Consider the following 25,156-nt stretch of genomic DNA (forward strand, 5'->3'; position numbering starts at 1 on the left):
GACATGGTCCCTGAGCCTGCGACGTGATCCTCGAACCTGCGACGTACAGCCGCACGGGGACGTACGGGAACGACCGCCGCGGCCCGCCCGCGCGCCGCGCGACCCTCGTTGTCAGTGCCGCGAGAGATGCTTGACGGTCCGACACCTATCCGAAGGACACGAGGGAGAAGCCGAGATGACCGAACCGGAGCGCACGGCCGCCAAGGCGTACGTCCGGCTGCTGCAGACCGCGCAGGCCGTGCTCGCCGACCCGACGACGGCGCCTCGCGCCCTGGCACTGCTCGCCGGGCCGATGGCCGAGGCGGAGGAGTCGCTGCGGGCGGCCGGCCTGGCGGGCAACGAGGCCAGACTGTTCGCACTGGTGGAGGACTTGCAGACCGATACGTGCGCCTCGGGGCCATGACGTCCGGCCGGGCCTGCCACTATGGGGCTCCGAGGCGGCGAAGGCGATCGGAAGGGTGCACGCCATGCGGGACTGGGTTGCGGAGCTCGGACTCGAACCCCACACGGAAGGCGGGTACTTCCGGCGGATCTACACCAGCGAACACAGACTGACGCTGCCCCGGGGCGCCCGCCCGGCCGCCACGTCCATCTACTACCTGCTCACCGGGGACGAGCCGCGCGGCCGTCTGCACCGCAACCGCAGCGACATCCTCCACTTCCTGGTGGACGGCGGGCCGGTCGAGTATGTGACGCTCGCCCCGGACGGCAGCCTCGGCCGGGTCCGCCTCGGCGCGGACGACGAGAGGTTCCTGCTCGTCCCGGGCGGCCACTGGAAGGCCTCCCACCTCGTCGACGGCGCCGTACAGGGCCTCGTCGCCGAGGTGGTCACCCCCGGCTTCGACTACGCGGACCACGAGTTCGCGACAGAGGCCGACCTGAGGGGATTTCCGGACGCAAACGACGCGCTCCGGCCATTCCTGCCCGCCTGACCCCCGCGCCACCCGTCGGGCGTGTTGCAATCTCGCCAATCAGAAGGCCCGGGCCGCCTCGGCGGTCTAGACCAATGATACAAAGGCAGTCGCTCCACAGAACCGTTCAGACACCCGCAGTGATCACTTCTAGGGAGACACATGCCCGGCACACATGGTCATTCCCTGCCCCCCGTCCCCCGGTACCTGGAGATCGCCCACGACCTCAAGTCCACGATCGAGTCCGGCACTTCGACCCCCGGGCACCGACTGCCCGCCGAGCGCATCCTCGCCGAGCACTACCGCAGCAACCGCCAGACGATCCGTCAGGCCCTGGACGTACTGCGGCAGGAGGGGCTCATCAGCACCGAGAAGCGCGGCTCCTTCGTCCGCGGCGACCGCCCCGGCGAAGGGCACGCACGGCTGCTCCAGGCACCTCCGGAGGCGCAGTTCCCCCTGGGCGCCCTCAGCCCCCGGGCGGGCATCGCCGCCGCGACCCGGCTGGTCTGGGAGGCCGCTCCCGCGGCGTACGCGACAAAGCTGGGCCTGCGGCCCGGCGTCCGCACCCTCGTCCACTACTACACGGCCTCGGCCGGCGACAGGGTGATCCAGCACGCGGTCAGCTACCTCTCCCCCAGCCTCATCGCCCAGATCCCACTCCTCGCCCGCTACGAGCGGACGCTGTCCCACCACACCCACAGCGACCTGCGCCGCCTGTACGCCTGGGCGGCGGACGCGGGACTCAGCCTGGAGCACAACGAACAGCTCACCATGGCCCCCGGCGACGACCGCTCCGACGGCGTCCCGCAGCTGGAGATCCACCGCGAGGTGCGCGACCAGCACCACCGCACCGTGGAGATCACCCTGCTGACCTTCCCCCATGCCGAACAAGGCCCCATATATCACTTCACGTCCCCGGCCCGGGATGTGCGCCCGCCGCTCTGACGCATACCCTCCCTCCCCATGGCCAGATCATGGAAGACGGGGCTCACCGCCCTGGTCGCCGGGTTCGCCGCGGTCGCCGGTTCCCTGGCGACGGCCGGCCCCGCCCAGGCGGCCACGCCGTTCGGCTCGATCGACAGCGCCGTCGTCAGCCAGTTCGCCCTCGACCCGGTCGCGGACTTCGGCGGACAGCGCCAGAACACCTTCGACGTCTACGACGAGGCGATCAAGGCGGTGGAGGCGAAGGGCGCGGTCGCCCAGGTGAACGCCACGAGCGTGCTCACCTCGGGCGGCCGCGCCGGCACCAGCGGCCTGTGCCACACCACCGGTCTGGCGTCGGGCCTGAGCCCCGCGGGCTTCTGCTGGGACAAGGCGGACGACACGTCCAACTCGTACACCGACGCGGGCGGCTGGACGCCGCAGGGCCTGACGGGCTCCTACGACGCCCAGCCCGGCGGCCTGTGGGACGGCCACAAGGCGTTCCTGGCCTCCTGGCACTTCAGCCGGGGCATGGGCGGGGCCAACCCGGTGGCGAACGAGTTCGCCCGCGTCAGCCTGGTCAACGCCGACAACGGCAAGATCGCGTACAACCACCTGCTGCTCGTCGAACCGACCGGCACCCGGGCGGGCGGCGACGGCGGCTTCCGGGCCGTCCGGGGCACCCACGCCGACGGTGTGGTCTGGTACGGCAACAAGGTCTTCGTCGCCAACGGCCGCTGGCTGCAGGTGTACGACCTCCAGCACATCTGGAAGGTCAACGCCGGCCAGGAGTCGGTCGGCATCAACGGCACGACGTCCTCGGCGCGCTGGAGCAACTACGCGCTGCCGATGGTCGGCCGCTACCGCACCACCGCCGACGACAACACCGCCTGTGTGGTGGCCACCGGCACCAGCCCCTGTCTGAACTCGCTGAGCCTGGACCGCACCGGCCAGGACGGCCTGGTCTCCGCCGAGTACAAGCCCGGCGGGGCGGGCGGCCGGGTCGTGCGCTGGCCGCTGGACTACCTCACCGCGCTCCCCACCACCACCGACCCGTCCGGCCACGGCGTCAGCCACGCCACCGTCGGCTACTCGTCGCCGGTCTGGGCGATGCAGGGCGCCGCGACGAACGGCCAGTACTGGTACATGAGCGGCACCTGCCCCACCCGCACCGGCGGCGGATCCGGCGACGCCATCGACTACTCGTGCATCCACCGGGCGCTGCCCGACGACGCCCCGCACGTGTACACCACCTCCCCGGTCCTCACCCAGAACCTCGGCTACTCGCCGGACACGGGACGGATCTGGGGCGTCAACGAGCGCATCAACTCCACCACCGGCATACGGGTCGTCTTCTCGATCACGGGCTGACACCCCCGCGCGCCGGACGGGCCGGACGCACGCGCGTCCGGCCCGGTCGGCGTCTTCGCGCCGGGTGGCTCAGCCGCCGCCCGGCCCGGAGACCGCCGCCCCCTCCGGCGGGCGCGCCGACTGGAGCAGATACGGCACGTCGATGACGGCGACGCCCGGGGTGAACAGCAGCCTGGCCTTGAGCCGCAGCGCGTTCTGGTTGTGCAGCGGCTGCTCCCACCAGTGGCCCACGATGTACTCGGGGATGACCACGGAGACCATCGCGTCCGGGTCGGCCGCCGCCAGCTCCTGGACATGGGCGATGACGGGGCCGACCACTTCGCGGTACGGCGAGTGCAGGATCTTCAGCGGTACGTCCAGGTCGTGCTCGCTCCACTGCCGCCGCAGCCGCTCGGCGTCCTCGTCGGCGGCGACGGTGAGCGCGGTCAGCGTACTGGGCCGCAGCGCCTGCGCGAAGCCGATCGCCTTCAGGGTGGGGGCGTGCACCGAGGCGACCAGGACAATCACATGGTGGTGCGCGGGCTTGCGCGGCCTGTCCTGCGGCGAGACGGCGACCTGCCGGGCCACGTGCTCGTAGTGCCGCCGCACCCCCTTCATCCCGATGAACAGCACCGGCATCGCGATGATCACCAGCCAGGCGCCGTGGGTGAACTTGGTGATGAGCACGACGACGAGGACGAGGGCCGTGAGGGCGGCGCCGACGGCGTTGATGGCGAGGGAGCGGTGGATCCTGCGCCGCTGCGGGACCGCCGGGCCGGTGCTCAGCTCCTTGCGCCAGTGCCGGACCATGCCCGCCTGGGAGAGCGTGAAGGAGACGAAGACGCCGATGATGTAGAGCTGGATCAGCCGGGTGAGCTCGGCGTCGAAGGCGATGATCAGGGCGATGGCCGCGAGGGCGAGCAGCACGACGCCGTTGGAGTAGACGAGCCGGTCTCCCCGGTTGTAGAGCTGGCGCGGCGCGTACCGGTCCCGGGCGAGGATCGAGGCGAGCATCGGGAAGCCGTTGAAGGCGGTGTTGGCGGCGAGGACCAGGACGCCCGCGGTGAACGCCTGCACCAGGTAGAAGAGGATGTCGACGTGGCCGAAGGTGGCCCGGGCGATCTGGGCCAGCGCGGTCGAGGTGGCGGTGCCGGGCGGCAGCCCCAGCTCGGCCGGGTCCGCCGTCACGTGCACCTTGTAGACCAGGGCGAGCATGGTGATGCCCACGAACATGGTGACCGACAGGAAGCCCATCGCGGCCAGGGTCGCCGCCGCGTTGCGGCTCTTGGGCTTCTGGAAGGCGGGCACCCCGTTGCTGATCGCCTCGACGCCGGTGAGCGCCGTACAGCCGGACGCGAACGCCCGCATCGCCAGCAGCACCAGGGCGATGCCCGTGTAGGTGCCCGCCTGGTGGATCGGCAGGTGCGCCGACTCGGCCCGGATGGTGGTGCCGGTGGCGAGGCGGATGCCGGCGATCAGGAACATCACGTAGATGACGGCGACGAAGCCGTAGGTGGGAATGGCGAAGATGCGGCCGGACTCGCGCACGCCGCGCAAATTCAGCAGGGTCAGGACGGTGACGAAGCCCACGGACAGCGCCACTTGGTGGTCGTGGAGCGAGGGTACGGCCGAGGTGATGGCCGCGACACCGGAGACCACGGAGACGGCGACGGTGAGCACATAGTCGACGAGCAGGGCGCTCGCCGCGGTGAGGGCCGCGGTGGCACCCAGGTTCTCGGCGCTCACCACATAGGCGCCGCCACCGCCGGGATAGGCGTAGCAGGTCTGCCGGTAGGAGGCGACGACCACGACGAGGAGGAAGACGATCGCGGCCGCCGCGTACCAGGCCAGATGCAGCAGTGTGACACCGCCGAGCGCCAGGACGAGCAGGATCTCCTCGGTCGCGTACGCCACCGAGGAGAGCGGGTCGCTGCAGAAGATGGGCAGGGCCAGTCGTTTGGGCAGCAGCGTCTCGCCGAGCCGTGAGGTGTCCAGCGGACGCCCGACCAGTACCTGTTTGGCGTTGAACCTGCGCATTTGCGCATCATCGACGGGAGAGAGCCCGCCCCGGCCGTACGACACGGCCGGGGGTGGCCATCCGGGGGGAGCCAAGTGGCGCCGCCGCCCCCGCACCCGGGCGGCCGGGCCCGTCGGCCGGGGTGGCGTCAGTGCGACGCGGGCGGCACCGGGGCGAAGCTGACCGGGGTGCGGACCGTCGACGGGCCGTGGTAGCGCGAGGCGAACGCGACCAGCTCGCAGTTGTCCTTGCGGCAGTCGACCGCGCGCCCGTCGATCGTCGTGAAGGCGACCGAGAGGGTGCTGTCCTGGTCGATCCGGCCCTGGTCGGTGGTCGCGGGCGGACGGCCGCCCGGGCGGCAGGCGAGAGTGTCGGCCGCTCCGGCCAGGCACTCCAGGATCGGGATGTGGTACTGCGGCTCGTACCGCTGCCCTCCGAGGTGGACGGTCTGACCGTCCGTCAACCCGCTGTTCGGCGTGGCGCGCAGGGTCGGCGGCGCTTCGAGCGGGGCGAGCGGCGGGAAGCGCAGGGGCACGGTGGTGAGCACGGCGCCCGCGTTGTCCGTGAGCGCCATCAGGCACCGGTTCGCGGCGGTGGCGGCCCGGCAGTCGGCCGGCCCGGCCGGGGTGTCCAGGCGCGTGTAGAGCTTCTTGGGCGAGAGCTGGTAGGTGCCGTCGGGGTAGACGCGGAACTGGCGCGCGGTGTTCTCGTCGCAGGCCGTTCCCCCGCCGGGGGTCGCCACGCACTGCTCGACCCAGACGTACTCCTTGGGCGGGCCGCCGGTGATCCGGAAGCTGACGATGTCGCCGTCGCGGATGCCGGTGGTCCGGTCGACCTTGAGGGCGGGCCCGTCGGGAGCGGGCGCGGGCGCTGCCGAACCGGGCTGCGCGCCGACGAGGGCGAGCACGAGGGTGCCACAGGCCGCGGCCGCGCCGAGGAACGCGCGTCTGCGTCTGGAACGTACTGCGGTACGGGATGCGGTACGGGATGCGGCACGGGTCATTGCCTCGGCCTCCCAGCCGGTTGAGGGACGTGCGGGTCTGAGGTGCGCGGGCGTTTCTCAGGCGCGCGCATGTTTCTCAGGTGCGCGGGCGTTTTCCGGTGCGGGCGTTTTCCGGTGCGCAGGCACTCGACTCCCCGCGACGGGCTGCTGGCGAGCCCGTGCGCCGCGGTGTCCAGAGTGCAGGCGGCGACGGCCGGGGTAGCGGGGGCGGAGGAGGCGGCGGCCGAAGTGGCGGCCGTTCCGCCCAAACCGACAAGGCCCAACGCGACGGCCGCGCGCAGCAGTTGCCGTACCGGCCTACGAGTGACCGACCTACGAGTCACCGGCCTCCGGATCAACGGCCTCCGGTTCATCGCCCCGCAGGCCGGCGCTGTTCGGGCCGGCGCTCTTCCGGTCATCCGCATCCCCCTTCTCCCGGCCGCGTGGGCGACGCGCCGAGCACCACCCGAGCCGGACAGCATCCTGCTGTGCGGACCACGGGGCGGCCAGAGCGCATTTCGGTCAGCGGAAACGCCCGTGGCCGGAACGGCCGTCGCCGGAACGCCCGTGGTCGGAACGCCCGTGGCCGGAACGGCCGTCGCCGGAACGGCCGAAGACAGGGAGCCAGGGAGCGCCGAGGTGCCGGGGGGCCGCCCGACCCCCTTCCCTTCCGCTGTCGTTCGTTTCTGCGGAGACAACCGGAATGCAGCTTGTGTTGCTTGTCATGACTTCGTCGATTCACACTCTGCTGTCACCGTCCGACGAAGAGTCGTCCCCCCACAGGAGGTCCCCGTGCCCGTGTCAGAACCGTTGCCCAGAGGCCGCGTTCCCCGTCTGCGCGCCGCGCTGGCCGGCGCCGTCGCCATCGGCCTCGCGCTCGTCGGCGCGGGAGGCGGCACCAGTGCCTCGGCCGCCGGAGCCGAGGGCCTGCCGCTGTCCGGCGCCACGTCGTCGGGCCTGCACAACACCTATGACCCGGCCGCTTTCCCGTACTTGGCGCAGGCGCTCGACACCGGTACCTCCATGATCGAGCTCGATGTGTGGGACGACTTCATCACCAAGGAGTGGAAGGTCAGCCACTCCAACCCCCTGGGCAACAGCAACAACTGCGTCAACGCGAGCACGCCCGCGCAGCTCTACTCCGGTGGCGCCAACAAGAACCTGGAGAGCTGCCTGGACGACGTACGGGTCTGGCTCGGAGCCCACCCCGGGCACGCGCCGCTCATGATCAAGCTGGAGATGAAGGCCGGGTTCCAGTCCCGCTTCGGCCTCGGCCCGGCCCAGTTGGACCAGGCGATCAGCGCCCACCTCGGGTCCGCCGTCTTCCGCCCGGCCGACCTGCTGGCCAAGCCGGGCGGCGGCCAGTACGCCACCCTCGACGAGGCGGCCACGGCCGGGAACTGGCCCACCCGCGCACAGCTCGCAGGAAAGGTGATCCTGGAGATCATCCCGGGCACGGTCGAGGAGGGCAATCCGACCGACACCCTGTGGACGGACAAGGAGTACGCGACGTACCTCCGCGATCTGCACACCGCCGGACGCACCGCCCAGGCCCAGATCTTCCCCACGGTCCACGGCGCCCAGCCCGCCGATCCACGCGCCCGCTACGCGGACGCCTCGCTGCGCCCGTGGTTCGTCCTGTTCGACGGCGACGCCGCCACCTATCTCAACGGCACCATCGACACCGCCTGGTACGACGCCCACCACTATCTGCTGGTGATGACCGACGCCCACAACGTCGCACCGGCCCTGGACGGCAAGAACCCGCCCCCGGCCGACGCCCGGGCCCGTATCGCGCTGCTCGCCAAGTCCCACGCGACCATCGCGTCCAACGACTGGACCGCGCTTCCCCAGATCCAGGGCCTGACACTGCCCCGCGGCTGACGCCGGGCAGCAGCTCGCGGGCCCGCCTCGCCTCGGTCGGGGCGGGCCCGCCGCACACCCGCGCACCCGCATCAGTGATCATGGAAGGGTGCGCCCCGTACCCCTCTGCATCCTCAGCAGCTCCGCCCCGCCTCGGGTGGAGCACGGACACGACCCCGAACTGTTCGTCCAGATAGGTTCGTTGACCAAGCCCCTGACCGGCACACTGCTGGTCCGCCTCGCCACCGCGGGCGCGCTTGATCTCGACGACCCCCTCGAACGCTTTCTGCCCGCACCGGCGGGCACCGGCATCACCCTGCGGCACCTGGCGACCCACACCTCCGGCCTGCCCCGGCTCCCTCCGGGCCTCAACCGCCGCGATCCGTACGCCCCGTTCGACACCGAGGCACTCGACGCGCTCGTCCGCCGCCTCGACACCCTGGCCACCGCGCCCCCGGGCCAGGACGAGGAGTACTCCAACTTCGGCTACGCGGTGCTGGGTTCGGCACTCGCGGCCGCAGGCGGCGCCCCGTACGAGCAACTTCTCAACGAGTACGTCCTGAGTCCGCTCGACATCACCGACGTCACCTCCGCTCCGGCGCCCGAGCGGCGCCTGGTCGCGCGCGGACTCTTCGGCCGCCCCCTCGGACCGTGGACGATGACCGGTGCGATCCTCCCGGCCGGCGGCCTGTGGGCCACCCCGGTCGCGGCCTCCCGGCTGGTCACCTCGCTGCTCGTCGAACGCCGGCTGGGCGAGCCCGCCCCGTCCTGGCAGCGGGCCGGTCGCCTGCTCTGGCACAACGGGGCCACCAAGGACGCCTCCGTCTTCGCGGGCGCCCTGCCGGACGGCACCTGGGTCCTCGTCCACCGGCTCGGCGGCGATCCCGACACCACCGACAAGATCGGCGTCGACCACCTGAAGCTGTGACACAGGTCACATCCAAGGCTGTCACGTCCGCGCTCCCCCGCTTGTCCCATGGACGTCACCACGGTGGAGACGCGAGACGGAGGCAACGGCGATGAGGATTCTGCTGGCAGGGGCGAGCGGCGTGCTGGGGCAGCGGGCCGTGCGGGAGCTGACCGCCGCGGGCCACGAGGTGGCCGGACTCGGGCGCGGCGCGTCCCACACGGTACGGGCGGACCTGCTGGACGGGGACGCGGTGCTGCGGGCGGTCGACGGGATGGCGTTCGACGTCGTCATCCACGCGGCCACCGCGCTTCAGGGCACGTCCCTGATCCGCCACCAGGAGATGGCGGGCACCAACGCCCTGCGCGTGCGGGGTACATCCAACCTGCTGGCAGCCGCCCGGGCCACCGGCGCCCGCCGGATCGTCCTGGAGAACATGATGTTCGGCTACGGCTACGGCGACCACGGCGACCGGCCCCTCACCGAAGACGGCACGCCGTTCGGCCCGGCTGGAACCAACCCCTGGCTGGAGCAGCACGTCGGCGCGATGCGCGCCAAGGAGGAGCTGGCCTTCACCGCCGACGGGATCGACGCGGTCAGCCTGCGCTTCGGCCTCTTCTACGGCAAGGACGTCACCGACACGACGGTCCTCGCCATGCTGCGCAAGCGCAGGCTGCCGGTCGTCGCCGACCACGGCCGGGAGCTGGCATGGGTAAACGTGGACGACGCGGCCCGCGCGGTCGCGGCCGCCGTCGGGCACGGCCGCCCCTCACAGGCGTACAACATCGCGGACGACCTGCCGACCGGTTTCGGCAGCCACGTCCGCGCCGTCGCCGAGGCGTTCGGCGCCCCGGCTCCGCTGCGCGTCCCGCTGTGGCTGCTCAAGCCCGCCCCGCTCGCACACACCGTCATGGCGACCAATCTGCGCCTGGACAGCAGCAAGGCCAAGGAGGAGCTGGGCTGGAAGCCGAGCCACGCCGACAGTGTCGAAGGAGTGCGCTCACTTGCCCGCACCCTGGGTGTCTGACAGCCTGACCGCCGTGATCCGTACGACCGCCGAAGACGCTGCCCCCGACCCGTTCACCGAGCACCGGCGGCTGCTGTTCGCCACCGCCTACCGCATGCTCGGCACCGTCAGCGACGCCGAGGACATCCTCCAGGACGCCTGGCTCAAGTGGTCCCAGACCGACCGGGGCGGGGTCCGGCAACCCAAGGCGTACCTCGTGCGCACGGTCACCAACCTGGCGCTGAACCGGCTCACTTCGGCCGCCGTCACCCGTGAGGCATACGTCGGCCCCTGGCTGCCCGAACCCTGGCTCACCACTCCCGACATCGCCGAGGAGGCGGAGTTGGCCGACAGCGTCTCCATGGCGATGCTGGTCGTCCTGGAATCCCTCAGCCCCGTCGAACGGGCGGTGTTCCTGCTGCGTGAGGTCTTCGGCTACAGCCATGCGGAGATCGCCGAGGTCCTCGAACGCCCCGAGCCGACGATCCGTCAGATCGCCCACCGCGCACGGGAGCACGTCCAGGCTCGCCGCCCCCGGTACGACACCGACGCGGAGCAGCGCTCCCTGGTGACCCGCCGTTTCATCGCCGCCTGCCAGGGCGGCGACCTCAACGCCGTGATGGAGCTGCTCGCCCCCGACGTGACCGCCTGGTCGGACGGCGGCGGCAAGGTCACCGCCGCCCGACGGCCGGTGCACACCGCCGACCATGTGGCGCGGTGGATGCTCGGCGTCCTCGCCAAGCCCGGCCTGGAAGCCCTGGAGGCCCGGTCCGCGTCCCTCAACGGCGAGCAGGGCCTGCTTTTCAGCGTGCACGGCCACCCGGTGGGCGCGCTCAGCTTCGACCTGCTGGACGGACGCATCCACCAGCTGCGCTTCCAGGGCAACCCCGACAAGCTGGCCGGTCTGCGGCCCGGTCACGGCGACTGACCGGGCCGGAGCCGCGGGCCGTACGCCTCAGTGCGCGTTCCCCGTCGGGCACAGGTCCCTCGGAATCCACGCCCACACCATCGCGGCGGCGGCGAGTGGGAGGCCCACGGCGACCAGGAAGGCCGGGGTCACGGCCGTGCTGTAGGCGTACGAGACGGTGTCGAGCAGCGCCTTGCCGGCCGAGCCACCTATCTCGTCGGCCACGTGCGCCGCTTCACCGACGGAGTCACGCACCTTGTCGGCGCCCGGCCCGGTCAGGTCGAGCGACGGCAGATCGGCCGTGTACAGGGCGGTGGCGAGCCTGTCGAGGATGGCCACCCCCATGGCCGCGCCCAGTTCGTAGCAGGTCTCCTCGATCGCGGCCGCGCCGCCGACATCGTCCGTGGGTGCGGCGTCCATGAGGGTCACGGACGCCACCGTGGTGGCCACTGCCACACCGAGGCCGAGCACCGTCAGGGCGACACCGAAGGCCGGGTAGCCCACCTCGGCGAACTACTGGACGGCCCAGGGCGGCGCGAGCCCCACCGCCATCGCGACCAGTCCGGCGCCCATCACGTGCCGGATGGGGAAGCCTGCATCAGCGCGGGTGTGGTCATCGAGGTGACGATCAGGCCGAGCGGCGCGGGCAGCAGCCGCAGACCGGCCTGCAGCGGTGTGTACCCCTGCGCGTAGCGGACAATCTGTCTCACATGGCGCAAACTTTTCCCCATTAAAGCGGCTCAGGCGGCCCTCAGGCTCCGCACCCCCGTCAGGTCGGCCACACTTACCGTCCCCGGCACCCAGAGAAGGGATCACGGTGACGCCTCCCCACGAGCACGGCGAGCGGCCCGGGGCAGCGGCTTTCGAGGCGGCGACCGGCGACGGGCCCGCACCGACGGAACCGCCCGCCCAGCGGAAGGCCGCGGTACGGGTCGCCTTCGAGGGGCTGCGACAGATCCGGCGCCTGATGAACACCGAGCACCCCGACCCGCTCTCCGCGCCCGCCGCCTGGGAGCGGAGGCAGATGGTGCGCGCGGTCGCCCTGACCCTGGAGGCCGCAGGCATTCCGCCGTCGGCCGTGGACGCCGCCGGAGAGCGGACCACGACGGGCTACCGCGTGGCCCCGGCCGACCAGCCCGCAGTCGTACGCGTGGAGTGGCTGGGCCCGGCCGGGAGCGGCGCGGCCCAGGAGGAACCCGAGGCGCTGCGCCGGTGCGCGGACGCACTGCGGCCATTGGGCTGGGAGTCGCTGGAGTACCGGGGAGCGCGCCGCCACCGCTACCTGGAGGTCGAAGCGGCGAGCTGAACCCCGCCACCGCGCACCACCACATCAACCACCACAACACCCTCCCTCTCAATCGCTCCCCACCTCTCCCACCCCTCTCCCCTGCCTTCCTCGCACCCATCATTCGCCCCACGTCCACGCGAACCCCTATCCATTTGAATATCCAACCCACTGCGCTAGGGTGAGTCCAGATTTCCAACCCACTGGGCTCCGGACCGGACTGCCTTCCACAACTCCCGAGAGAAGACACGCATGCGCAACACCACGGCACTCGTGACCGGCGCCAACCGAGGACTGGGGCGTGCGTTCGCCCTCGCCCTGCTGGAGCGGGGTGCCAAGACCGTCTACGCGGCGGCGCGCGATCCACGCACGGTGACCGACCCGGGTCTCACCCCGGTCGCACTCGACATCACCGACCCCGCCCAGGTCTCCGCGGCCGCCGAGTTCTGCTCCGACACCTCCCTTCTCCTCAACAACGCGGGGATTCTGAGCGGGAGTTCCCTGATCGGGGCGGACTCACTCGAAGGGGCGAGGGCGGAGCTGGAGACCAATCTGTTCGGCACCCTCGCGATGTGCCGCGCCTTCGCCCCCGTACTCGCCGACAATGGTGGCGGCGCCGTGGTCAACATGCTCTCCGTGCTGTCCTGGCACACCCTCCCGCAGATCGGTTCGTACGGTGTCTCCAAGGCGGCCGCGCTGTCGATGACCAACGCGATACGCGAAGAACTGCGCCCGCAGGGCACATTGACCGTCGCCGTACACGCGGCCTTCATCGACACCGACATGGCCGCAGGCGTCGACCAGCCGAAGACGAGCCCCGTCGACGTCGCCCACCAGGTGCTCGACGCGGTCGAGGCGGGCCGGGAGGAAGTGCTCGCCGACGAGATCACCCGCCAGGTCAAGGCCGCGCTCTCGGGGGTACCGCATGCCGCGCGCTGAACTCCGTTCCAAGGGCAGCCCCATGGCCGTCCTGGTGGCGTCCTGCCTCGGCCTGTTCACCGTCTTCCTCCAGACCACCCAGACCATCGGCACGCTCAGCGCGGTCCAGGACGACCTCGACATCGCCCCCGCCGACCTGGTCTGGGTGCCCAGCATGTACACCCTGGTCGTCGCCTCCTTCGTCCTCGGCGCCGGCGCCCTCTCGGACCGGTGGGGCCGCAGAAGGGTCTTCCTCGCCGGCGCCGCGGCGATGGGCGCGGGTGGACTGGTCCTGGTCCTCGCGTCCAGCCTGCCGACGGTCCTGGTCGGCCAGGCCCTCGCGGGCCTCGGCGGGGCGCTCATCACGCCGAGCTCGCTCGCGTTGGTCAGCCACGCCTTCCCCGACCCGCGCCGCCGCGCGGGGGCCATCTCCGCCTGGGCCGCGACCTCGGGGCTCGGCCTGGCCATCGGCCCGGTCACAGCCGGGCTCGCACTGCGATGGTGGACCTGGCACGCGGCCTTCTGGCTGAACCTCGCACTCGGCGCCCTGGCCGTCCTCGTGGCGCTGACCCGGGTGGAGGAGTCACGCGTCCCCGGCGGCCGCCCCGACTGGGCCGGCCAGGTGCTCGGCACGGCCGGACTCGCCCTGCTCATCTACTGGTTGATCGACGGCGGCCACCACGGCTACGCCTCCGCCCGCGCGCTCTCCTCACTCGCTGCAGCAGTCGTACTCCTCGGCACCTTCGTCGCCGTCGAACTCCGCCGCGACCACCCCATGATCGACCTGCGCCTGATGCGCGACCCGTCCTACAGTGCCTCCCTGCTGCTCGCCGCCACCGTCCTCTTCGGCTTCGTCGGGATCTCACTGCTGCAAGTCCTGTGGCTCCAGCAGGTACGCGGACTGAGCGCCCTGGACGTGGGCGTCCAACTCCTGGCGGAATTCGTCACCTTCATCGCCGCGTCGGTGGCGGCAGGCATCCTCGTACGCAAGTGGGGTCCCCGGCCGCTGATCGTCGCCGGGCTCCTCCTGGCCGCCCTCGGCGCGGCACTGTTCGCCACCGTCGAGCCGGACGACACCTTCACCGGGTACGCCGCCGCCCTCGTCGTCTTCGGCCTCGGCTGCGGACTGGCCAACGCGCCCTCCACCGCACTCGGCGTCAGCCATGTCCCGCGCGGCCGCGAGGGCGAGGCGAGCGGCACGGTCAACGCGGCCCGCCAGGTCGGCGCGGTCCTGGGCACCAGCATCCTGGGCACCCTGATGACCTCCCACTTCACGGACCGGCTGGCAGCAGGCGCCAACAACCCGGGCGCGGCCTTCACGGACGCGGTCGGCTACGCCGCATGGACCGGGGCGACCGTACTCGTCGCCGGGACCCTGACAGGCGTCGCATTGCTGGCCCTCGCGGGCCGCCGAGCGAGCGTGGCGGCCTACGAGGTGGCCCGCTAAAGCCTGCCGGGCCGGGCGGGGGCTCTGCTCCGGGGGCGAGGCCGAGTGGCTGCTCAACAGAGCACGACGCAGCGCGGCCACGTGAGCGGCGCATGGTGTCGCGTCAAACCGCCTCGCCCCCGCCGGTCCAGCCCACGAGAGAGTCCGGCCGGCAGTGGCCCCCGCTTCGGGCAACTGCCGGCCGGTGCCTCACCGGTGGGACAGCCTGCGCTCGATGGCCGCCATCAGTTCGCCGTTCGCCGTGTCGCCGTCCAGCGACCAGACCATGGACCCGCCCAGCCCCGGTCGCGTCTGTACGCGGTCTTGGTCCGCAGCACCTGCGGTCGCCGTACGTCCACAGCGTCGTGCTGTCGAAGAGCCACGCGGATCCGGCCCTACGGTCGCGGTAGACCTTGTACGCCCCGGAGTCGGCCGGCTTCTTCCATGCCCTGGCCATCGCGGGCCGACGCCGCGGGGGCGATCGCGGCAAGAAGGGCGAGGGCGCAGCCAGCTGCGGCTGCTCTGCCGAGAAGTCTTCGACGCATGAGGCTCTCTTCTGTACGTATGCGGATAGATTCGCCTGCCGAAAGGTGCGCGGACGGTGCCCGAGGGTGGGAAGAAGGTGCGAAGAGACGTGCGGTGCGCATACCTCGGCGACGCTATTGGTCTGGACCATCAAGGGTCAAGCGGGGCCACCCGCCGCTCCCGCGCCGCAACTTGCCCAAGCCCGGGGTTCGGGGCAATTCCGGCCGCTCACCTTGACATAGCATCCACATGTCCTAGTTTCAGCCAGAACATTGCCACCACATCTCAGCCGAGGGGCTCGTGTGACACTCAGGTTCTCGCGTAGGTCATTCCGTCTCACCCGCCTCAGACCACGTGTTCTCGTCCTTCTCGCGGCTGCGACGACGACCGCCGCACTGCTGCCACTGGTCACCCCGAGCGACGCGGCCGTCGCCGGCCGCCCTGCCTCCCCTGTGATCGACCCCAACACGTCTCCCCACCACGGAGTGGCGCCCGCCGACGCCATGCGCCCCACCGCACCCGTCCTGGCCCAGTCCGGCTGGAGCGTCACGGCGAGCGGCACTTCCCTCACCATCGACATGCACCACACCGACGTCGTCTCCGCGCTCGTCTACCAGCCGCGCAGGACCGGCGGCGGCAGCCGCGTCACCGAGTACGCCATCCGTCTCAGTACGGACGGGCGGCGCTGGACCAAACCCGTCGCCACCGGAATCCTGGCCGACGACACCACCACCAAGACCCTCGACTTCGCCGGCCAGGGCACCCGTTACGTACAGCTCTCGGCTACGACACCGGCCGCTGGTCGCGACGGCTGGGCCGCCGGAATGGAGCGGACATCCCCCAGCTCCCCGCCCGCCTCCCTCGCCTCCCGAGCCGATGTCCAACTCCTGGGTGACCCCGGCCTTGCGGCGCCGTCCACCGCCTTCCTGCCGGTCGTCGGCTGGACAGCCTCCGCAACCGACGAGGAGACGACCCAGGAGAACGACCGCGCCGCCAATGTCCTGGACGGTGATCCCACTACCGTCTGGCACAGCAGATGGTCACCGAAGACCGCAAGGCTCCCGCACGCCCTGGTCATCGATATGCACCGCACGACCGCAGTCTCCGCACTCACCTATCAGCCGCGTCAGACCGGCTTGAACGGCCGCATCGGCACCTATGCCGTCTCCACCAGCCTCGACGGCGCCTCGTTCGACGCGCTGGTCGCGAGCGGCCACTGGAAGGACGACGCGACCGTGAAGACCGCCACCTTCACCCGCACCGTCTCCGCACGGTACGTACGACTCGTCGCCCTCAGCGAGGCAGGGCAGCGCGGCCTTTGGAGCTCCGCAGCCGAGATCCGACTCAGCGGCCCGAGCGACCCCTCGGTGTCGGGCTCTTGGGGACCGGTCACCGGATTCCCCCTGGTACCGGTCGCCACAGCCGTCCTGCCCGGCAACAGACTGCTGGCCTGGTCGGCGTACGCCGTCGACCGATATGGCGGCAGCAACGGCTACACCCAGACTGCCGTCATGGACCTCGCCACCGGCCGCGTGACCCAGCGCCGCGTCGACAACACCGGGCACGACATGTTCTGCCCCGGCATCGTGCTGCTCGCCGACGGGCGGGTGCTGGTCACCGGCGGCAGCAACGCGTCGCGCGCGAGCATCTATGACCCCCGTACGGACACCTGGTCCTCGACTGCCGACATGAACATCGCCCGCGGCTACCAGGCGATGACGCTGCTCTCCAACGGTGACGCGTTCGTTCTCGGCGGGTCCTGGAGCGGCGGGAACGGCCCCAAGGACGGTGAAGTGTGGTCGGCTACCGCCCACACCTGGCGCAAGCTCCCGGGCGTGCCGGTCGAGGGCGCCATGACCGCCGACCCCAAGGGCGCCTACCGGGCCGACAACCACATGTGGCTGCACGCCACCTCCCAGGGTCGCGTCCTCCAGTTCGGCCCCAGCAAGCAGATGAACTGGATCTCCACCGATGGTGACGGCAGCATCACCCCCGCCGGCGCACGGGCCGACAGCCAGGACGCCATGAACGGCAACGCCGTCTCGTACGACATCGGCAAGCTGCTCACCCTGGGCGGCGCGCCCGCCTACCAGGACACCCCCGCCACCCGCCGTGCCTACACGGTCGACCTCAACGGGGGCGCACGGCCCACGGCGACCCGCACCGGCGACATGGCCGCCGCCCGCGCTTTCAGCAACAGTGTGGTGATGCCGGACGGAAAGGTCGCGGTCTTCGGCGGCCAGGAGACCCCGGTTCCCTTCAGCGACGCCAAATCGGTCATGACCCCGGAGATCTGGGATCCGGCCACCGGCCGCTTCACACCGCTCGCCACAATGTCGGTCCCCCGCAACTATCACAGCACCGCGAACCTGCTGCCCGACGGACGGATCTTCTCGGGTGGCGGCGGGCTCTGTGGCGACTGCGCGACCAATCACCTGAACGGGGCGGTCTTCACCCCGCCCTACCTGTTGAACCCGGACGGCAGCGAGCGGCCCCGGCCCGTGATCACCAGCACCCCACCGACCCATGTGGCGCTCGGCTCGACGCTGCCGGTCACCACTGGGGCACCCGTCAGCGCCTTCGCCCTGGTCCGCTCGGGGGCCGCTACCCACTCCATCGACAATGACCAGCGGCGCGTGCCGCTGACGTTCCGGCAGGTCGGCGAAGGCTCCTACGACCTCTCCATCCCGAGCGACCCGGGAGTCGCGCTCCCCGGCACGTACCTGCTGTTCGCCCTCAATACAGACGGCGTACCGAGCGTCGCCAAGGTGATCAGCGTGAGCTGACCCATTCGTCACCCTTCGGGTGTGGGCGGAAGCACAATTGCGCGCCCCGATGAACGAGTCGTACCGGACTCCCGTCTTCCCTGCCGGGCTCAGCAGGCCCCTGCGAGCAGTCGACGTACCCGGCGGGGAAACAGGAGCTGAACACACGTGCCGGCCATCAGTCAGCGGATGCACCTCGTGCTGCTCACCGCATGGACCGCTCTCTGGTTCGTCGTGGTGGAGCCGAACGGCGGTTTCTCCTGGCACTACCTGCGCACCGGCGGGGAGTTGATCTACCAGGGGCCGTCCGGCGACGGCACCGGCGGGCTCAACTTGTACGCCCACCATCCCGAGCTGCAGATGGGGCCGGTCAGCTTTCTGATCGCCGGCCTGTTCAACCCGTTCCCCGACTCGACCGGGCAGTTCCTCGCCGCGGCGCTGATGTCGGTGCTCGGCCTGGTGATCCTGGTGTTGGTCGGCCGCAGCGCCGCCTGGCACTTCCTGGGCACGGGAACCAACCATCAGCGGCTGCGCCAGCGCGTCCTCATCGCGGGACTGGCCTTCATCCCGATGTGGATCGAGGTCTCGGTCCGGTTCGGCCACCTCGACGATGTGCTGGCGCTGCTCTTCACGACCCTCGCCGTGCGGGCCGTCACCCGTGGCAACGCGGCCGGAACGGGCATCTGGCTCGCCCTGGCCATGGACTCCAAACCGACCGCGCTGGGCTTCGCCATGCTGCTCTTCGCGCTGCCCAGACAGTCGTGGCTGCGGGCCGGGCTGTGGTGCGCGGGGCTCGTCGCCCTGGCCTGGCTGCCGTTCTTCCTCGGCAACGCGGACAGTTTCGCCGCCACCGGATTCGCGATACCCAACCAACCCGCCTCCGCGCTGCGCTGGCTGGGCGTCGGCGATGCCGAGACCCCCGGTTGGGACCGGCCCGCCCAGGCCGCGCTGAGCCTGGTGCTCGGCGGCATCGCGGTCTGGCGCAAACGCTGGACGGCCGTGGTGCTGCTCGGCGCCAACGCCCGCATCGTCCTCGACCCGAGCGTCTACACGTACTACACGGCGTCCGTCCTGCTGGGCACACTGCTCTGGGACGTGATCGGTCAGCGCCGGCTGGTGCCGTGGTGGAGCTGGCTCGCGCTGATCGCCCTGTACGGCAGTGTCTTCGTCGTCCCGGACGACTCGGCACAGGGCCTGATACGTCTCGCGTTCGTGGTGTTCTCCACGACGTACGTGCTGATGTGGCCGCAGCGGGACCGCACCCGCAGGCGCGGACAAGGGCGGCGCGGGCGGCTTCCGGCCACCGCACAGCATTCGGTGCAGAGCTGATCCGACCGCCGCCCCGATCCCACTGAGGAGCCCTCTCCCCGTCATCGCCGCCACCGGGATCAGGGCGCGGTGGTCGTCGAGCGGACGGCCGTCCTGGGCCGCCGCAAGCGGGCCAGGCCACGTCTCAGCCTTCCGTGGCGGGCTCCCGGATCCACCCGCTCGACCCCGACCGGCGCGAGTTCCCTCCCCTGGGGTTCGCTCTGGCTGAGGTCACTCCGCTTGGGTTGGCTCTGCTTGGGTTCCACCGCTCCGGGAGTGGAAGCCGGCCCACGCACGTGGACCGGGCGCGCGGTGGCGGCCGCACCGATCGTGGGTCGCCCCCACTCCGGCCGCGGTGCCGGACGGGTCGAGCGGGCGGTGCTCAGGTGCTGCGCGAGATCCATGCGGTACCACAGGACCTCGTCCGGGTCCTGAGCCAGTTGCAGCCGCTCGATGATCTCCCGAGCGGCGGGCGAATCCGGGCCGACCCGGACCGTTTCGGGTCGGAGTCGGCTCAGATACGCTCGCTCGTAGGGGTCCGTGACCACCTCTGCCAGATGCGCGGCGTCGAGCGCGGAGGCGATGCCTGCGGCACGCTCCCACGGGTCCTCGGTCTGCTGCAGCAGCATGGCGGCGCGGCGGCCACGCCAGTTGCGCGGGCGCCGGTCCTCGCCCGCGCCCAGCCGGACCAGCGTCTCCTTGGGTAGTTGCCGGTCGTTGAGCAGCTCCGGATGCCGAAGGGCCAGGTCGGTCACCTCTTCGGCAAGGTAGAGCCAGACGACGGCCCTGTAGCGGTTGAGGTAGCACTTGACCGGCGTGAAGTGGCCCCCGCGGGCCAGCCGCGTGAAACGGTGGGCGGGGACGTCGAGCAACTGCGACGCCTCCGCCGTGCCCACCACGCGGACTCGTTCGCGCAACGCTTCCGGGAAGCCTTCGGCCGAGCGGATCCGCTCGATCTCTTCCTGGGCGACCCGTGGGCGCGCGCTGAGGTCTTCCCGCGCCGTGCGGACGTGGCCGAGCTGCACGGCAAGGTCGAATTCCCCCCGTTTCAGATCCAGTTGCTGCGCCGCTCGGCCCAACGCGGCTGTCTTTCCGCTCACTTCGGCCGTGGTCGTAGTGGTCATGAGGTCCTCCCCCGCGAGTGCGAATACTCTCGGTGACGACCGTAGCCCTCCATGCAGACATCCCGCCGGGCCTGTGGATAACTTTCGCCAGGTGGACAGTCTTCGCCGTAGAACCGCTGCTCAGAGGCCGGATACCGATGGGCCGGGCCGCCGGGCCGCGACGCCGAGGTGCTCACCGACACGATTGACCAGCAGCGTCATCTCGTACGCGATCTGGCCGATGTCGGCCTCGGCGGTGCCCAGCACGCACAGACAACTCCCGTCGCCCGCCGCCGTAACGAAGAGAACCGCTTCGTCGAACTCGACCATCGTCTGGCGCACCCGGCCGGCCCGGAAGTGGCGGCCGGACCCCTTGGCCAGGCTGTGCAGCCCCGAGGACACCGCGGCGAGGTGTTCCGCGTCCTCGCGGGGCAGATCGGCGCTGGCGCCGGTGACCAGACCGTCGTTGGACAGGACGATGGCGTGCCGCACGTGCTCGACCCGCTTGGTCAGGTCGTCGAGCAGCCAGTCGAGTTCCTTGTTCAGTGCCATTACAGCCTCACCCCACTCATGCGTTCCCCGTTTCCCCCAGGTCTGCGGCAAGCCTTACCCATGGTTCGCGTAGGGGCAAGCAGGGGTTCCGGGCGGTAACGGCACCTCTCATCCGACGGAGTCGAGCAGCCGGGCGGTGTGAACGCGCCCGGCGTACTCGACGAGGCGGATCAGGACCTCCTTTCCGGAGTCGCGGTCGCGGGCGTCGCACAGCACGACGGGGGTGCCCTGGTCGAGGTCGAGGGCCTGGGAGACCTCATGGGCGCCGTAGGCGCGCGAGCCCGCGAAGCAGTTGACGGCGACGACGAACGGGATGCGGCGGTGCTCGAAGTAGTCGACGGCGGGGAAGCAGTCCTCCAGGCGTCGTGTGTCGGCCAGGACGACCGCGCCGAGCGTGCCTTGCGACAGCTCGTCCCACAGGAACCAGAAGCGGTCCTGTCCAGGGGTGCCGAACAGGTAGAGCGACAGACCCGACCGGATGGTGATGCGGCCGAAGTCCATGGCCACCGTGGTGGTCGTCTTGTGGTCGACGCCGTCGGTGTCGTCGACGCTCTCACCCGCCTCGCTGAGCAGTTCTTCGGTGCGCAGGGGCCGGATCTCGCTCACGGCGCCGACGAGGGTGGTCTTGCCGACCCCGAATCCGCCTGCGACCAGTATTTTGAGCGCGAGAGCGGGAGTGGGGTCAGAGTGCTCGGAGGCCATCGATCACTTCTCTCAGGATCTTCTCGTCGGGCAACTGCGCGGGCGGTACGGGCCGGTGCACGCTGATGTGACCGGCTTCGAGGAGGTCGCCGATGAGGACCCGGACGACCCCGACGGGCAGATCCGCGTCGGCGGCCAGTTCGGCGACCGACTGGGTCTCCGTCCGGCACAGGGCGAGCAGGGACCGGTGTTCGGGCCCCAGTAACGACTCCTCGGCGGCGCCCGGGGCGTCGGTCGCCATCGAGACCAGGGCGATGAAGTCGAGCCGGATGCCACCGGCGGCCGGTTCGGTACGGCCGCCCGTCATGGCGTACGGGCGGACGAGCGGACCCGCGTCGGCGTCGTACCAGCGGTTTCCCACCGGCCCCGGGGCGGCCTCCTCATGCTCGGTCATGGGGTGTGACGTCCCTCGTCGTCCGGTCAGCCAGCGGCCGGAGGCTGCGCGGTGTGCCGGGGCGGGATGTGCTGGGGCGGGGTGTGCCGGGGCGGGGTGTGCAGATGCTCGCCGACACGCCTGACGAGGCGGGCCATCTCGTAGGCGATGAGCCCGATGTCCGAGGTGAGACTGCTCAGCACGGCGAGGCAGGAACCGTCCCCGGCCGCGGCGACGAAGAGGAAGCCTTCGTCCATCTCGACCATCGTCTGTCGCACACCTCCGGTGTGGAAGTGGCGTCCGGCTCCCTTGGCGAGACTGTGGAACCCCGAGGCGACGGCCGCGAGATGCTCGGCGTCCTCGCGGCTGAGGCCGTTGGACGCGCCGACGGCCAGTCCGTCGTTGGACAGTACGACGGCGTGCCGGACTTCTCCGACCCGCAGGACCAGGTCGTCGAGCAGCCAGTCGACTTCCCCGGCGCGAACCGGGGAGTCGAGCCTCTGGTGGTCGATCATGCGTGGTCTCCTTCGCTCGTGTGGTCGTCGCCGCAGGCGCCTTCGGCGGCGGAAGAGCCGGTGGTGGTGCGATCGGTGTCAGCGCCGACCTCAGGGGCGTGAGAGGTCGTGCCTTGGGCCGCGCCGACACGGGAGACACCTCCATGGGAGGCGCCGCCACGGGCCCAGCCACCCATGTACGCGGTCATACGGTCCCGGACCAGCTCCGGAGTGCGCGTGTCGGCGGCTTCGTCGGTCGAGGGCTCCTCGGTGGGTGCTTCGCGCAGTTGGGGGGCGAGACTCGCCTGGCGTACGCGGCGCGGAAGTCCGTCCCCATGAGCGCTGTCGGGAGCTACGGTCCGGGCCCGATGACGCAGCGTGGCCACACCGGGCGGCGGCGCGGGGACCGTCGCGGGCGCGGTTGTCGCGCGCGTAGGTGGAGTACCGGGCTGGGCGACGAGGGCGGGGCGTACCGCAGTCTGCGCGGTGGAGGCAGTCGTGCTGGGGCTCTCAGGGCGATCGTCGTCTGTCCTTTCGGCCCGAGGGCCCGGGGCCGGGGCCGGGGCGAGCGTCCTGCGTTGTTCTTGTCGCGCCCCAGTGGGCGCTCGGTCGTCGCGCTCTGCGCCGGATCTGGCAAGCGGTGCCCGCTCCGCGTCGGGGCCGGAGGGCGTTGCCTGTCGCGCGACGGCGGGGATGGAGTTGTCCAGCAGCGCCGTGGGCAGAAGGACGACGGCAGTGGTGCCGCCGTACGGCGAGGTACGCAGCTGGACCTTGATGCCGTGCCGTGCGGCAAGCCGGCTGACCACGAAGAGGCCGAGGCGGTCGGTGTCGAAGAGGTGGACGGCTTCGGAGTGCTCGATCCGGTGGTTCGCCTCGCCGAGGCTCTCTCTGCCCATGCCCAGGCCCCGGTCCTCGATCTCCAGGGCGTAGCCGTTGCCGACGGGTTCGCCGCTGACGCGCACCTTGGTGTGGGGCGGCGAGAACTGCGCGGCGTTCTCGACGAGTTCGGCCAGCAGATGGGTGAGGTCGGCGACGGCGCCTCCGGTGACTGCCGCCTCGGGAAGCCGGCGCACCTCTACGCGCGCGTAGTCCTCGACTTCGGACACCGCCGCCCGTACGACGCTCGTGAGCGGAACGGGCACGCTCCAGGCGCGCCCGGGGGCGGCCCCGGACAGGATGATGAGGCTCTCCGCGTGGCGGCGCATCCGGGTGGTGAGGTGGTCGAGGCGGAACAGGTCGCCCAGCTCCCCCGGGTCCTCGGCACGGCGTTCCATACTGTCGAGCAGGTTGAGCTGTCTGTGGACGAGAACCTGACTGCGGCGGGCGAGGTTGACGAAGACCCCCGAGATGCCGCTGGCGAGTTCGGCGCGTTCCACGGCGGCGGCCAGCGCGGCCCGGTGTACCGTGCCGAGCGCCTCCCCGACCTGACCGATCTCGTCCTCGGACGCCGGGCCCCGGGGCGCTTCGGCCTCGACGTCGATGTCTTCGCCCGCCCGCAACCGGCCCATGGCTGCGGGGAGTTTGCGACGGGCGATCTCCAGTGCCGTGTTGCGCAGGCTGACCAGTTCGACGACGAGACCGCGGCCGATCCGGACGGAGATGACCAGGGACGCGGCCACAGCCACCAGCCCGAAGAGGACGGCCGCCCCGGCCGGGGTGAGCAGGCCTCGGGCGAACGGATCGGCGCGGGCCACGACATCGCGCACGGCACCGGACTCGATGTCGCGCATGCCCTTCTGAACAGTGGTGAGCGCGTCGTCCCAGGAAGCCTCCGGTACGGCCTGGGCCGCGTTGCGTCCCGGCGTCGCGGTCAGCACCTTGTCCTCGGCGGCGCGGAGCGCGGCGTACGCGGGCTGCCCGCTCAGGGTGCGCCAGGCAGCACGTTCCGCGCCGCTCAGGTCGGCTGTGGCGGTGTCGGTGAGGGTGCGGCGAGAGTCGACGGCACCGGCGAATGCGGTGTGATGGGGAAGGGTGAACGTGCGCGCGAGCTGGGCCGAGCTGAGCAGGGCGTCCTCACGGGCGAGCATCTCCGCCGAGCGGCTGAACTCGTGGACCACGCGCGCGTCGGATCCGAGTGAGCCGTCCTTGATACCGGTGAGCGCACCGGTCACGTCGTAGGCGAGAGCGATGGTGTCGGTGTACTGCTGGTAGGCGGCATCCCAGCCCGACTTCCGGCCGAGGGCGTTCGTCCGCAGGGCCGGCAGTTGCTGGGCGCGGGACACGAACTGCCGCAGCCGGTCGGCCGCGTCGCCTGGAAGGTCGCCGTCGTCCGCGACGGTGTTCTTGTCACCGAGGCGGAGCTGGGCGAGCGCGCCGTCGGTGCGCTTGGCCTGCTGGGTGAACGCGGCCGCACGGTCGTCGGCCGGGGAGGACAAGTACCGTACTGCCGCTCGCCGTTCGGCCTGGAGCTCAGCGACCGCTGCGGCCACGGGTGTACGCACCTGCTCGTCGACTCGGCGCAGCTGGCGCAGGGCCGAGACGTCCTGCGCGGTCGTGACGGTGGCGAATCCCCAGAGGGCCAGCAGCGAGACGACCGGAACCATCAGCAGAGACACGATCTTCGCCCGGACAGTCGTCGGGCGGAGCCGACCGCGCGCCCCTGACTCCCCTGGCTCCCCTGGTTCCGTGCGAGCGCGAACCATTCGCTCATACGCCCATGGACCCTCGATCCGGTCAGCCCCTGAGGAGTGGCCCTCGGCAGCGGGCGGCCCGGCGTGCGCGCGTCGGCCGCGTGCGGGTGAGGGTGACGGGGGGAGCGGCCGGGGGGCGGCGCCCGGGGCCTTGCGGGGTGTGCGCACGGATCGCCTCGCTTACGGGAACGGTTCTGCAAAAAATCTGGGA

Annotated in this window: 23 protein-coding genes and 1 pseudogene; 13 read left to right on the forward strand and 11 right to left on the reverse strand. The window is 71.2% G+C overall.

Annotated features, from left to right (window positions below; genetic code table 11):
- Positions 1–175 precede the first annotated feature (175 nt).
- The 4 genes from ACFWA7_RS01650 (at position 176) to ACFWA7_RS01665 (ending at position 3,203) form a co-directional block, all read left to right on the forward strand.
- Positions 176–403: a hypothetical protein gene (locus tag ACFWA7_RS01650; RefSeq protein ID WP_385537842.1), complete on the forward strand. Its 228-nt coding sequence runs from the start codon at positions 176–178 to the stop codon at positions 401–403.
- A 64-nt stretch (positions 404–467) separates the two neighbouring features.
- Positions 468–932, forward strand: a complete 465-nt coding sequence (locus tag ACFWA7_RS01655; protein WP_385537840.1) for a cupin domain-containing protein — start codon at positions 468–470, stop codon at positions 930–932.
- 141 nt (positions 933–1,073) lie between these two features.
- Complete coding sequence (locus tag ACFWA7_RS01660; protein ID WP_385537838.1) at positions 1,074–1,856, forward strand: GntR family transcriptional regulator; 783 nt, start codon at positions 1,074–1,076, stop codon at positions 1,854–1,856.
- Between the two features lie 18 nt (positions 1,857–1,874).
- Complete coding sequence (locus tag ACFWA7_RS01665) at positions 1,875–3,203, forward strand: hypothetical protein (protein WP_385820222.1); 1,329 nt, start codon at positions 1,875–1,877, stop codon at positions 3,201–3,203.
- Positions 3,204–3,272: 69 nt separating this feature from the next.
- Here ACFWA7_RS01665 and ACFWA7_RS01670 read toward each other — a convergent pair whose 3' ends face one another.
- Together ACFWA7_RS01670 and ACFWA7_RS01675 are read right to left on the reverse strand one after the other, a co-directional pair.
- Positions 3,273–5,219, reverse strand: coding sequence for an APC family permease (locus tag ACFWA7_RS01670; protein WP_385820225.1), 1,947 nt, complete (start codon positions 5,217–5,219; stop codon positions 3,273–3,275).
- A 128-nt stretch (positions 5,220–5,347) separates the two neighbouring features.
- The gene (locus ACFWA7_RS01675) at positions 5,348–6,202 is read right to left on the reverse strand and encodes a neocarzinostatin apoprotein domain-containing protein (RefSeq protein ID WP_385820227.1); all 855 of its coding nucleotides are present in this window, start codon (positions 6,200–6,202) and stop codon (positions 5,348–5,350) included.
- Between the two features lie 771 nt (positions 6,203–6,973).
- Between ACFWA7_RS01675 and ACFWA7_RS01680 the strand changes: the two genes are divergently transcribed.
- The 4 genes from ACFWA7_RS01680 (at position 6,974) to sigJ (ending at position 10,885) form a co-directional block, all read left to right on the forward strand.
- The gene (locus ACFWA7_RS01680; protein ID WP_385820229.1) at positions 6,974–8,065 is read left to right on the forward strand and encodes a phosphatidylinositol-specific phospholipase C domain-containing protein; all 1,092 of its coding nucleotides are present in this window, start codon (positions 6,974–6,976) and stop codon (positions 8,063–8,065) included.
- 88 nt (positions 8,066–8,153) lie between these two features.
- A complete protein-coding gene (locus ACFWA7_RS01685; RefSeq protein WP_385820231.1) occupies positions 8,154–8,972 on the forward strand; it encodes a serine hydrolase domain-containing protein in 819 nt (272 codons plus the stop codon).
- Between the two features lie 91 nt (positions 8,973–9,063).
- Positions 9,064–9,978 (forward strand): NAD-dependent epimerase/dehydratase family protein, encoded by a 915-nt coding sequence (locus ACFWA7_RS01690; protein WP_385537820.1) that lies wholly within the window; start codon positions 9,064–9,066, stop codon positions 9,976–9,978.
- Positions 9,979–10,072: 94 nt separating this feature from the next.
- Complete coding sequence (gene sigJ, locus ACFWA7_RS01695; protein ID WP_385537908.1) at positions 10,073–10,885, forward strand: RNA polymerase sigma factor SigJ; 813 nt, start codon at positions 10,073–10,075, stop codon at positions 10,883–10,885.
- A 27-nt stretch (positions 10,886–10,912) separates the two neighbouring features.
- On the opposite strand, the gene ACFWA7_RS01700 is transcribed toward sigJ, so the two are convergent.
- Together ACFWA7_RS01700 and ACFWA7_RS01705 are read right to left on the reverse strand one after the other, a co-directional pair.
- Complete coding sequence (locus tag ACFWA7_RS01700; protein WP_385820233.1) at positions 10,913–11,368, reverse strand: hypothetical protein; 456 nt, start codon at positions 11,366–11,368, stop codon at positions 10,913–10,915.
- A 68-nt stretch (positions 11,369–11,436) separates the two neighbouring features.
- Complete coding sequence (locus ACFWA7_RS01705) at positions 11,437–11,574, reverse strand: hypothetical protein (RefSeq protein WP_385820235.1); 138 nt, start codon at positions 11,572–11,574, stop codon at positions 11,437–11,439.
- Positions 11,575–11,681: 107 nt separating this feature from the next.
- Here ACFWA7_RS01705 and ACFWA7_RS01710 point away from each other — a divergent pair, with 107 nt between their 5' ends.
- The 3 genes from ACFWA7_RS01710 to ACFWA7_RS01720 all read left to right on the forward strand — a co-directional run bounded on the left by ACFWA7_RS01710 (position 11,682) and on the right by ACFWA7_RS01720 (position 14,514).
- Entirely contained in the window at positions 11,682–12,170 is a 489-nt protein-coding gene (locus ACFWA7_RS01710; protein ID WP_385820237.1) for a hypothetical protein, read from the forward strand.
- Between the two features lie 231 nt (positions 12,171–12,401).
- Entirely contained in the window at positions 12,402–13,088 is a 687-nt protein-coding gene (locus tag ACFWA7_RS01715) for an SDR family oxidoreductase (protein ID WP_385537809.1), read from the forward strand.
- Positions 13,075–14,514: an MFS transporter gene (locus ACFWA7_RS01720; protein WP_385820239.1), complete on the forward strand. Its 1,440-nt coding sequence runs from the start codon at positions 13,075–13,077 to the stop codon at positions 14,512–14,514. Before ACFWA7_RS01715 ends, ACFWA7_RS01720 begins: the two co-directional genes overlap by 14 nt.
- A 189-nt stretch (positions 14,515–14,703) precedes the next feature.
- Here the strand turns inward: ACFWA7_RS01720 and ACFWA7_RS01725 are convergent.
- A pseudogene (locus ACFWA7_RS01725) lies at positions 14,704–14,935 on the reverse strand (glycosyl hydrolase family 18 protein); the annotation flags it as partial.
- Between the two features lie 385 nt (positions 14,936–15,320).
- On the opposite strand from ACFWA7_RS01725, the gene ACFWA7_RS01730 reads away from it, so the two are divergent.
- The gene (locus ACFWA7_RS01730; protein WP_385820241.1) at positions 15,321–17,804 is read left to right on the forward strand and encodes a discoidin domain-containing protein; all 2,484 of its coding nucleotides are present in this window, start codon (positions 15,321–15,323) and stop codon (positions 17,802–17,804) included.
- Positions 17,805–17,972: 168 nt separating this feature from the next.
- A complete protein-coding gene (locus tag ACFWA7_RS01735; RefSeq protein ID WP_385820422.1) occupies positions 17,973–19,112 on the forward strand; it encodes a hypothetical protein in 1,140 nt (379 codons plus the stop codon).
- A 59-nt stretch (positions 19,113–19,171) separates the two neighbouring features.
- Here the strand turns inward: ACFWA7_RS01735 and ACFWA7_RS01740 are convergent, their stop codons facing one another.
- The 6 genes from ACFWA7_RS01740 to ACFWA7_RS01765 form a co-directional block, all read right to left on the reverse strand.
- On the reverse strand, positions 19,172–20,215 hold the full coding sequence (locus ACFWA7_RS01740; RefSeq protein ID WP_385820243.1) for a DUF6397 family protein: 1,044 nt from the start codon (positions 20,213–20,215) through the stop codon (positions 19,172–19,174).
- Positions 20,216–20,335: 120 nt separating this feature from the next.
- Positions 20,336–20,746 (reverse strand): roadblock/LC7 domain-containing protein, encoded by a 411-nt coding sequence (locus tag ACFWA7_RS01745; protein ID WP_385537797.1) that lies wholly within the window; start codon positions 20,744–20,746, stop codon positions 20,336–20,338.
- Positions 20,747–20,854: 108 nt separating this feature from the next.
- Positions 20,855–21,448 carry an ATP/GTP-binding protein gene (locus ACFWA7_RS01750; protein ID WP_329403093.1) on the reverse strand — a complete coding sequence of 198 codons (594 nt, stop codon included), beginning with the start codon at positions 21,446–21,448 and terminating at the stop codon, positions 20,855–20,857.
- Positions 21,429–21,842: a DUF742 domain-containing protein gene (locus tag ACFWA7_RS01755; protein ID WP_385537792.1), complete on the reverse strand. Its 414-nt coding sequence runs from the start codon at positions 21,840–21,842 to the stop codon at positions 21,429–21,431. The genes ACFWA7_RS01750 and ACFWA7_RS01755 overlap by 20 nt, the downstream gene beginning before the upstream one ends.
- A 26-nt stretch (positions 21,843–21,868) precedes the next feature.
- The gene (locus tag ACFWA7_RS01760; protein ID WP_385537790.1) at positions 21,869–22,336 is read right to left on the reverse strand and encodes a roadblock/LC7 domain-containing protein; all 468 of its coding nucleotides are present in this window, start codon (positions 22,334–22,336) and stop codon (positions 21,869–21,871) included.
- Positions 22,333–25,113, reverse strand: a complete 2,781-nt coding sequence (locus ACFWA7_RS01765; protein WP_385820245.1) for a nitrate- and nitrite sensing domain-containing protein — start codon at positions 25,111–25,113, stop codon at positions 22,333–22,335. The genes ACFWA7_RS01760 and ACFWA7_RS01765 overlap by 4 nt, the downstream gene beginning before the upstream one ends.
- Positions 25,114–25,156: the final 43 nt, after the last annotated feature.

Source organism: Streptomyces sp. NPDC059994, from assembly GCF_042737755.1.
In the GTDB taxonomy this organism is placed as follows: domain Bacteria; phylum Actinomycetota; class Actinomycetes; order Streptomycetales; family Streptomycetaceae; genus Streptomyces.

Coding starts and splice junctions, on each gene's coding strand:
- ACFWA7_RS01650 (WP_385537842.1), top strand. CDS start 176: ATGACCGAACCGGAGCGCACGGCCGCCAAGGCGTACGTCCGGCTGCTG.
- ACFWA7_RS01745 (WP_385537797.1), bottom strand. CDS start 20,746: ATGGCACTGAACAAGGAACTCGACTGGCTGCTCGACGACCTGACCAAG.
- ACFWA7_RS01755 (WP_385537792.1), bottom strand. CDS start 21,842: ATGACCGAGCATGAGGAGGCCGCCCCGGGGCCGGTGGGAAACCGCTGG.
- ACFWA7_RS01740 (WP_385820243.1), bottom strand. CDS start 20,215: ATGACCACTACGACCACGGCCGAAGTGAGCGGAAAGACAGCCGCGTTG.
- ACFWA7_RS01670 (WP_385820225.1), bottom strand. CDS start 5,219: ATGCGCAGGTTCAACGCCAAACAGGTACTGGTCGGGCGTCCGCTGGAC.
- ACFWA7_RS01750 (WP_329403093.1), bottom strand. CDS start 21,448: ATGGCCTCCGAGCACTCTGACCCCACTCCCGCTCTCGCGCTCAAAATA.
- ACFWA7_RS01760 (WP_385537790.1), bottom strand. CDS start 22,336: ATGATCGACCACCAGAGGCTCGACTCCCCGGTTCGCGCCGGGGAAGTC.
- ACFWA7_RS01675 (WP_385820227.1), bottom strand. CDS start 6,202: ATGACCCGTGCCGCATCCCGTACCGCATCCCGTACCGCAGTACGTTCC.
- ACFWA7_RS01660 (WP_385537838.1), top strand. CDS start 1,074: ATGCCCGGCACACATGGTCATTCCCTGCCCCCCGTCCCCCGGTACCTG.
- ACFWA7_RS01735 (WP_385820422.1), top strand. CDS start 17,973: ATGCACCTCGTGCTGCTCACCGCATGGACCGCTCTCTGGTTCGTCGTG.
- sigJ (WP_385537908.1), top strand. CDS start 10,073: ATGCTCGGCACCGTCAGCGACGCCGAGGACATCCTCCAGGACGCCTGG.
- ACFWA7_RS01665 (WP_385820222.1), top strand. CDS start 1,875: ATGGCCAGATCATGGAAGACGGGGCTCACCGCCCTGGTCGCCGGGTTC.
- ACFWA7_RS01655 (WP_385537840.1), top strand. CDS start 468: ATGCGGGACTGGGTTGCGGAGCTCGGACTCGAACCCCACACGGAAGGC.
- ACFWA7_RS01720 (WP_385820239.1), top strand. CDS start 13,075: ATGCCGCGCGCTGAACTCCGTTCCAAGGGCAGCCCCATGGCCGTCCTG.
- ACFWA7_RS01690 (WP_385537820.1), top strand. CDS start 9,064: ATGAGGATTCTGCTGGCAGGGGCGAGCGGCGTGCTGGGGCAGCGGGCC.
- ACFWA7_RS01715 (WP_385537809.1), top strand. CDS start 12,402: ATGCGCAACACCACGGCACTCGTGACCGGCGCCAACCGAGGACTGGGG.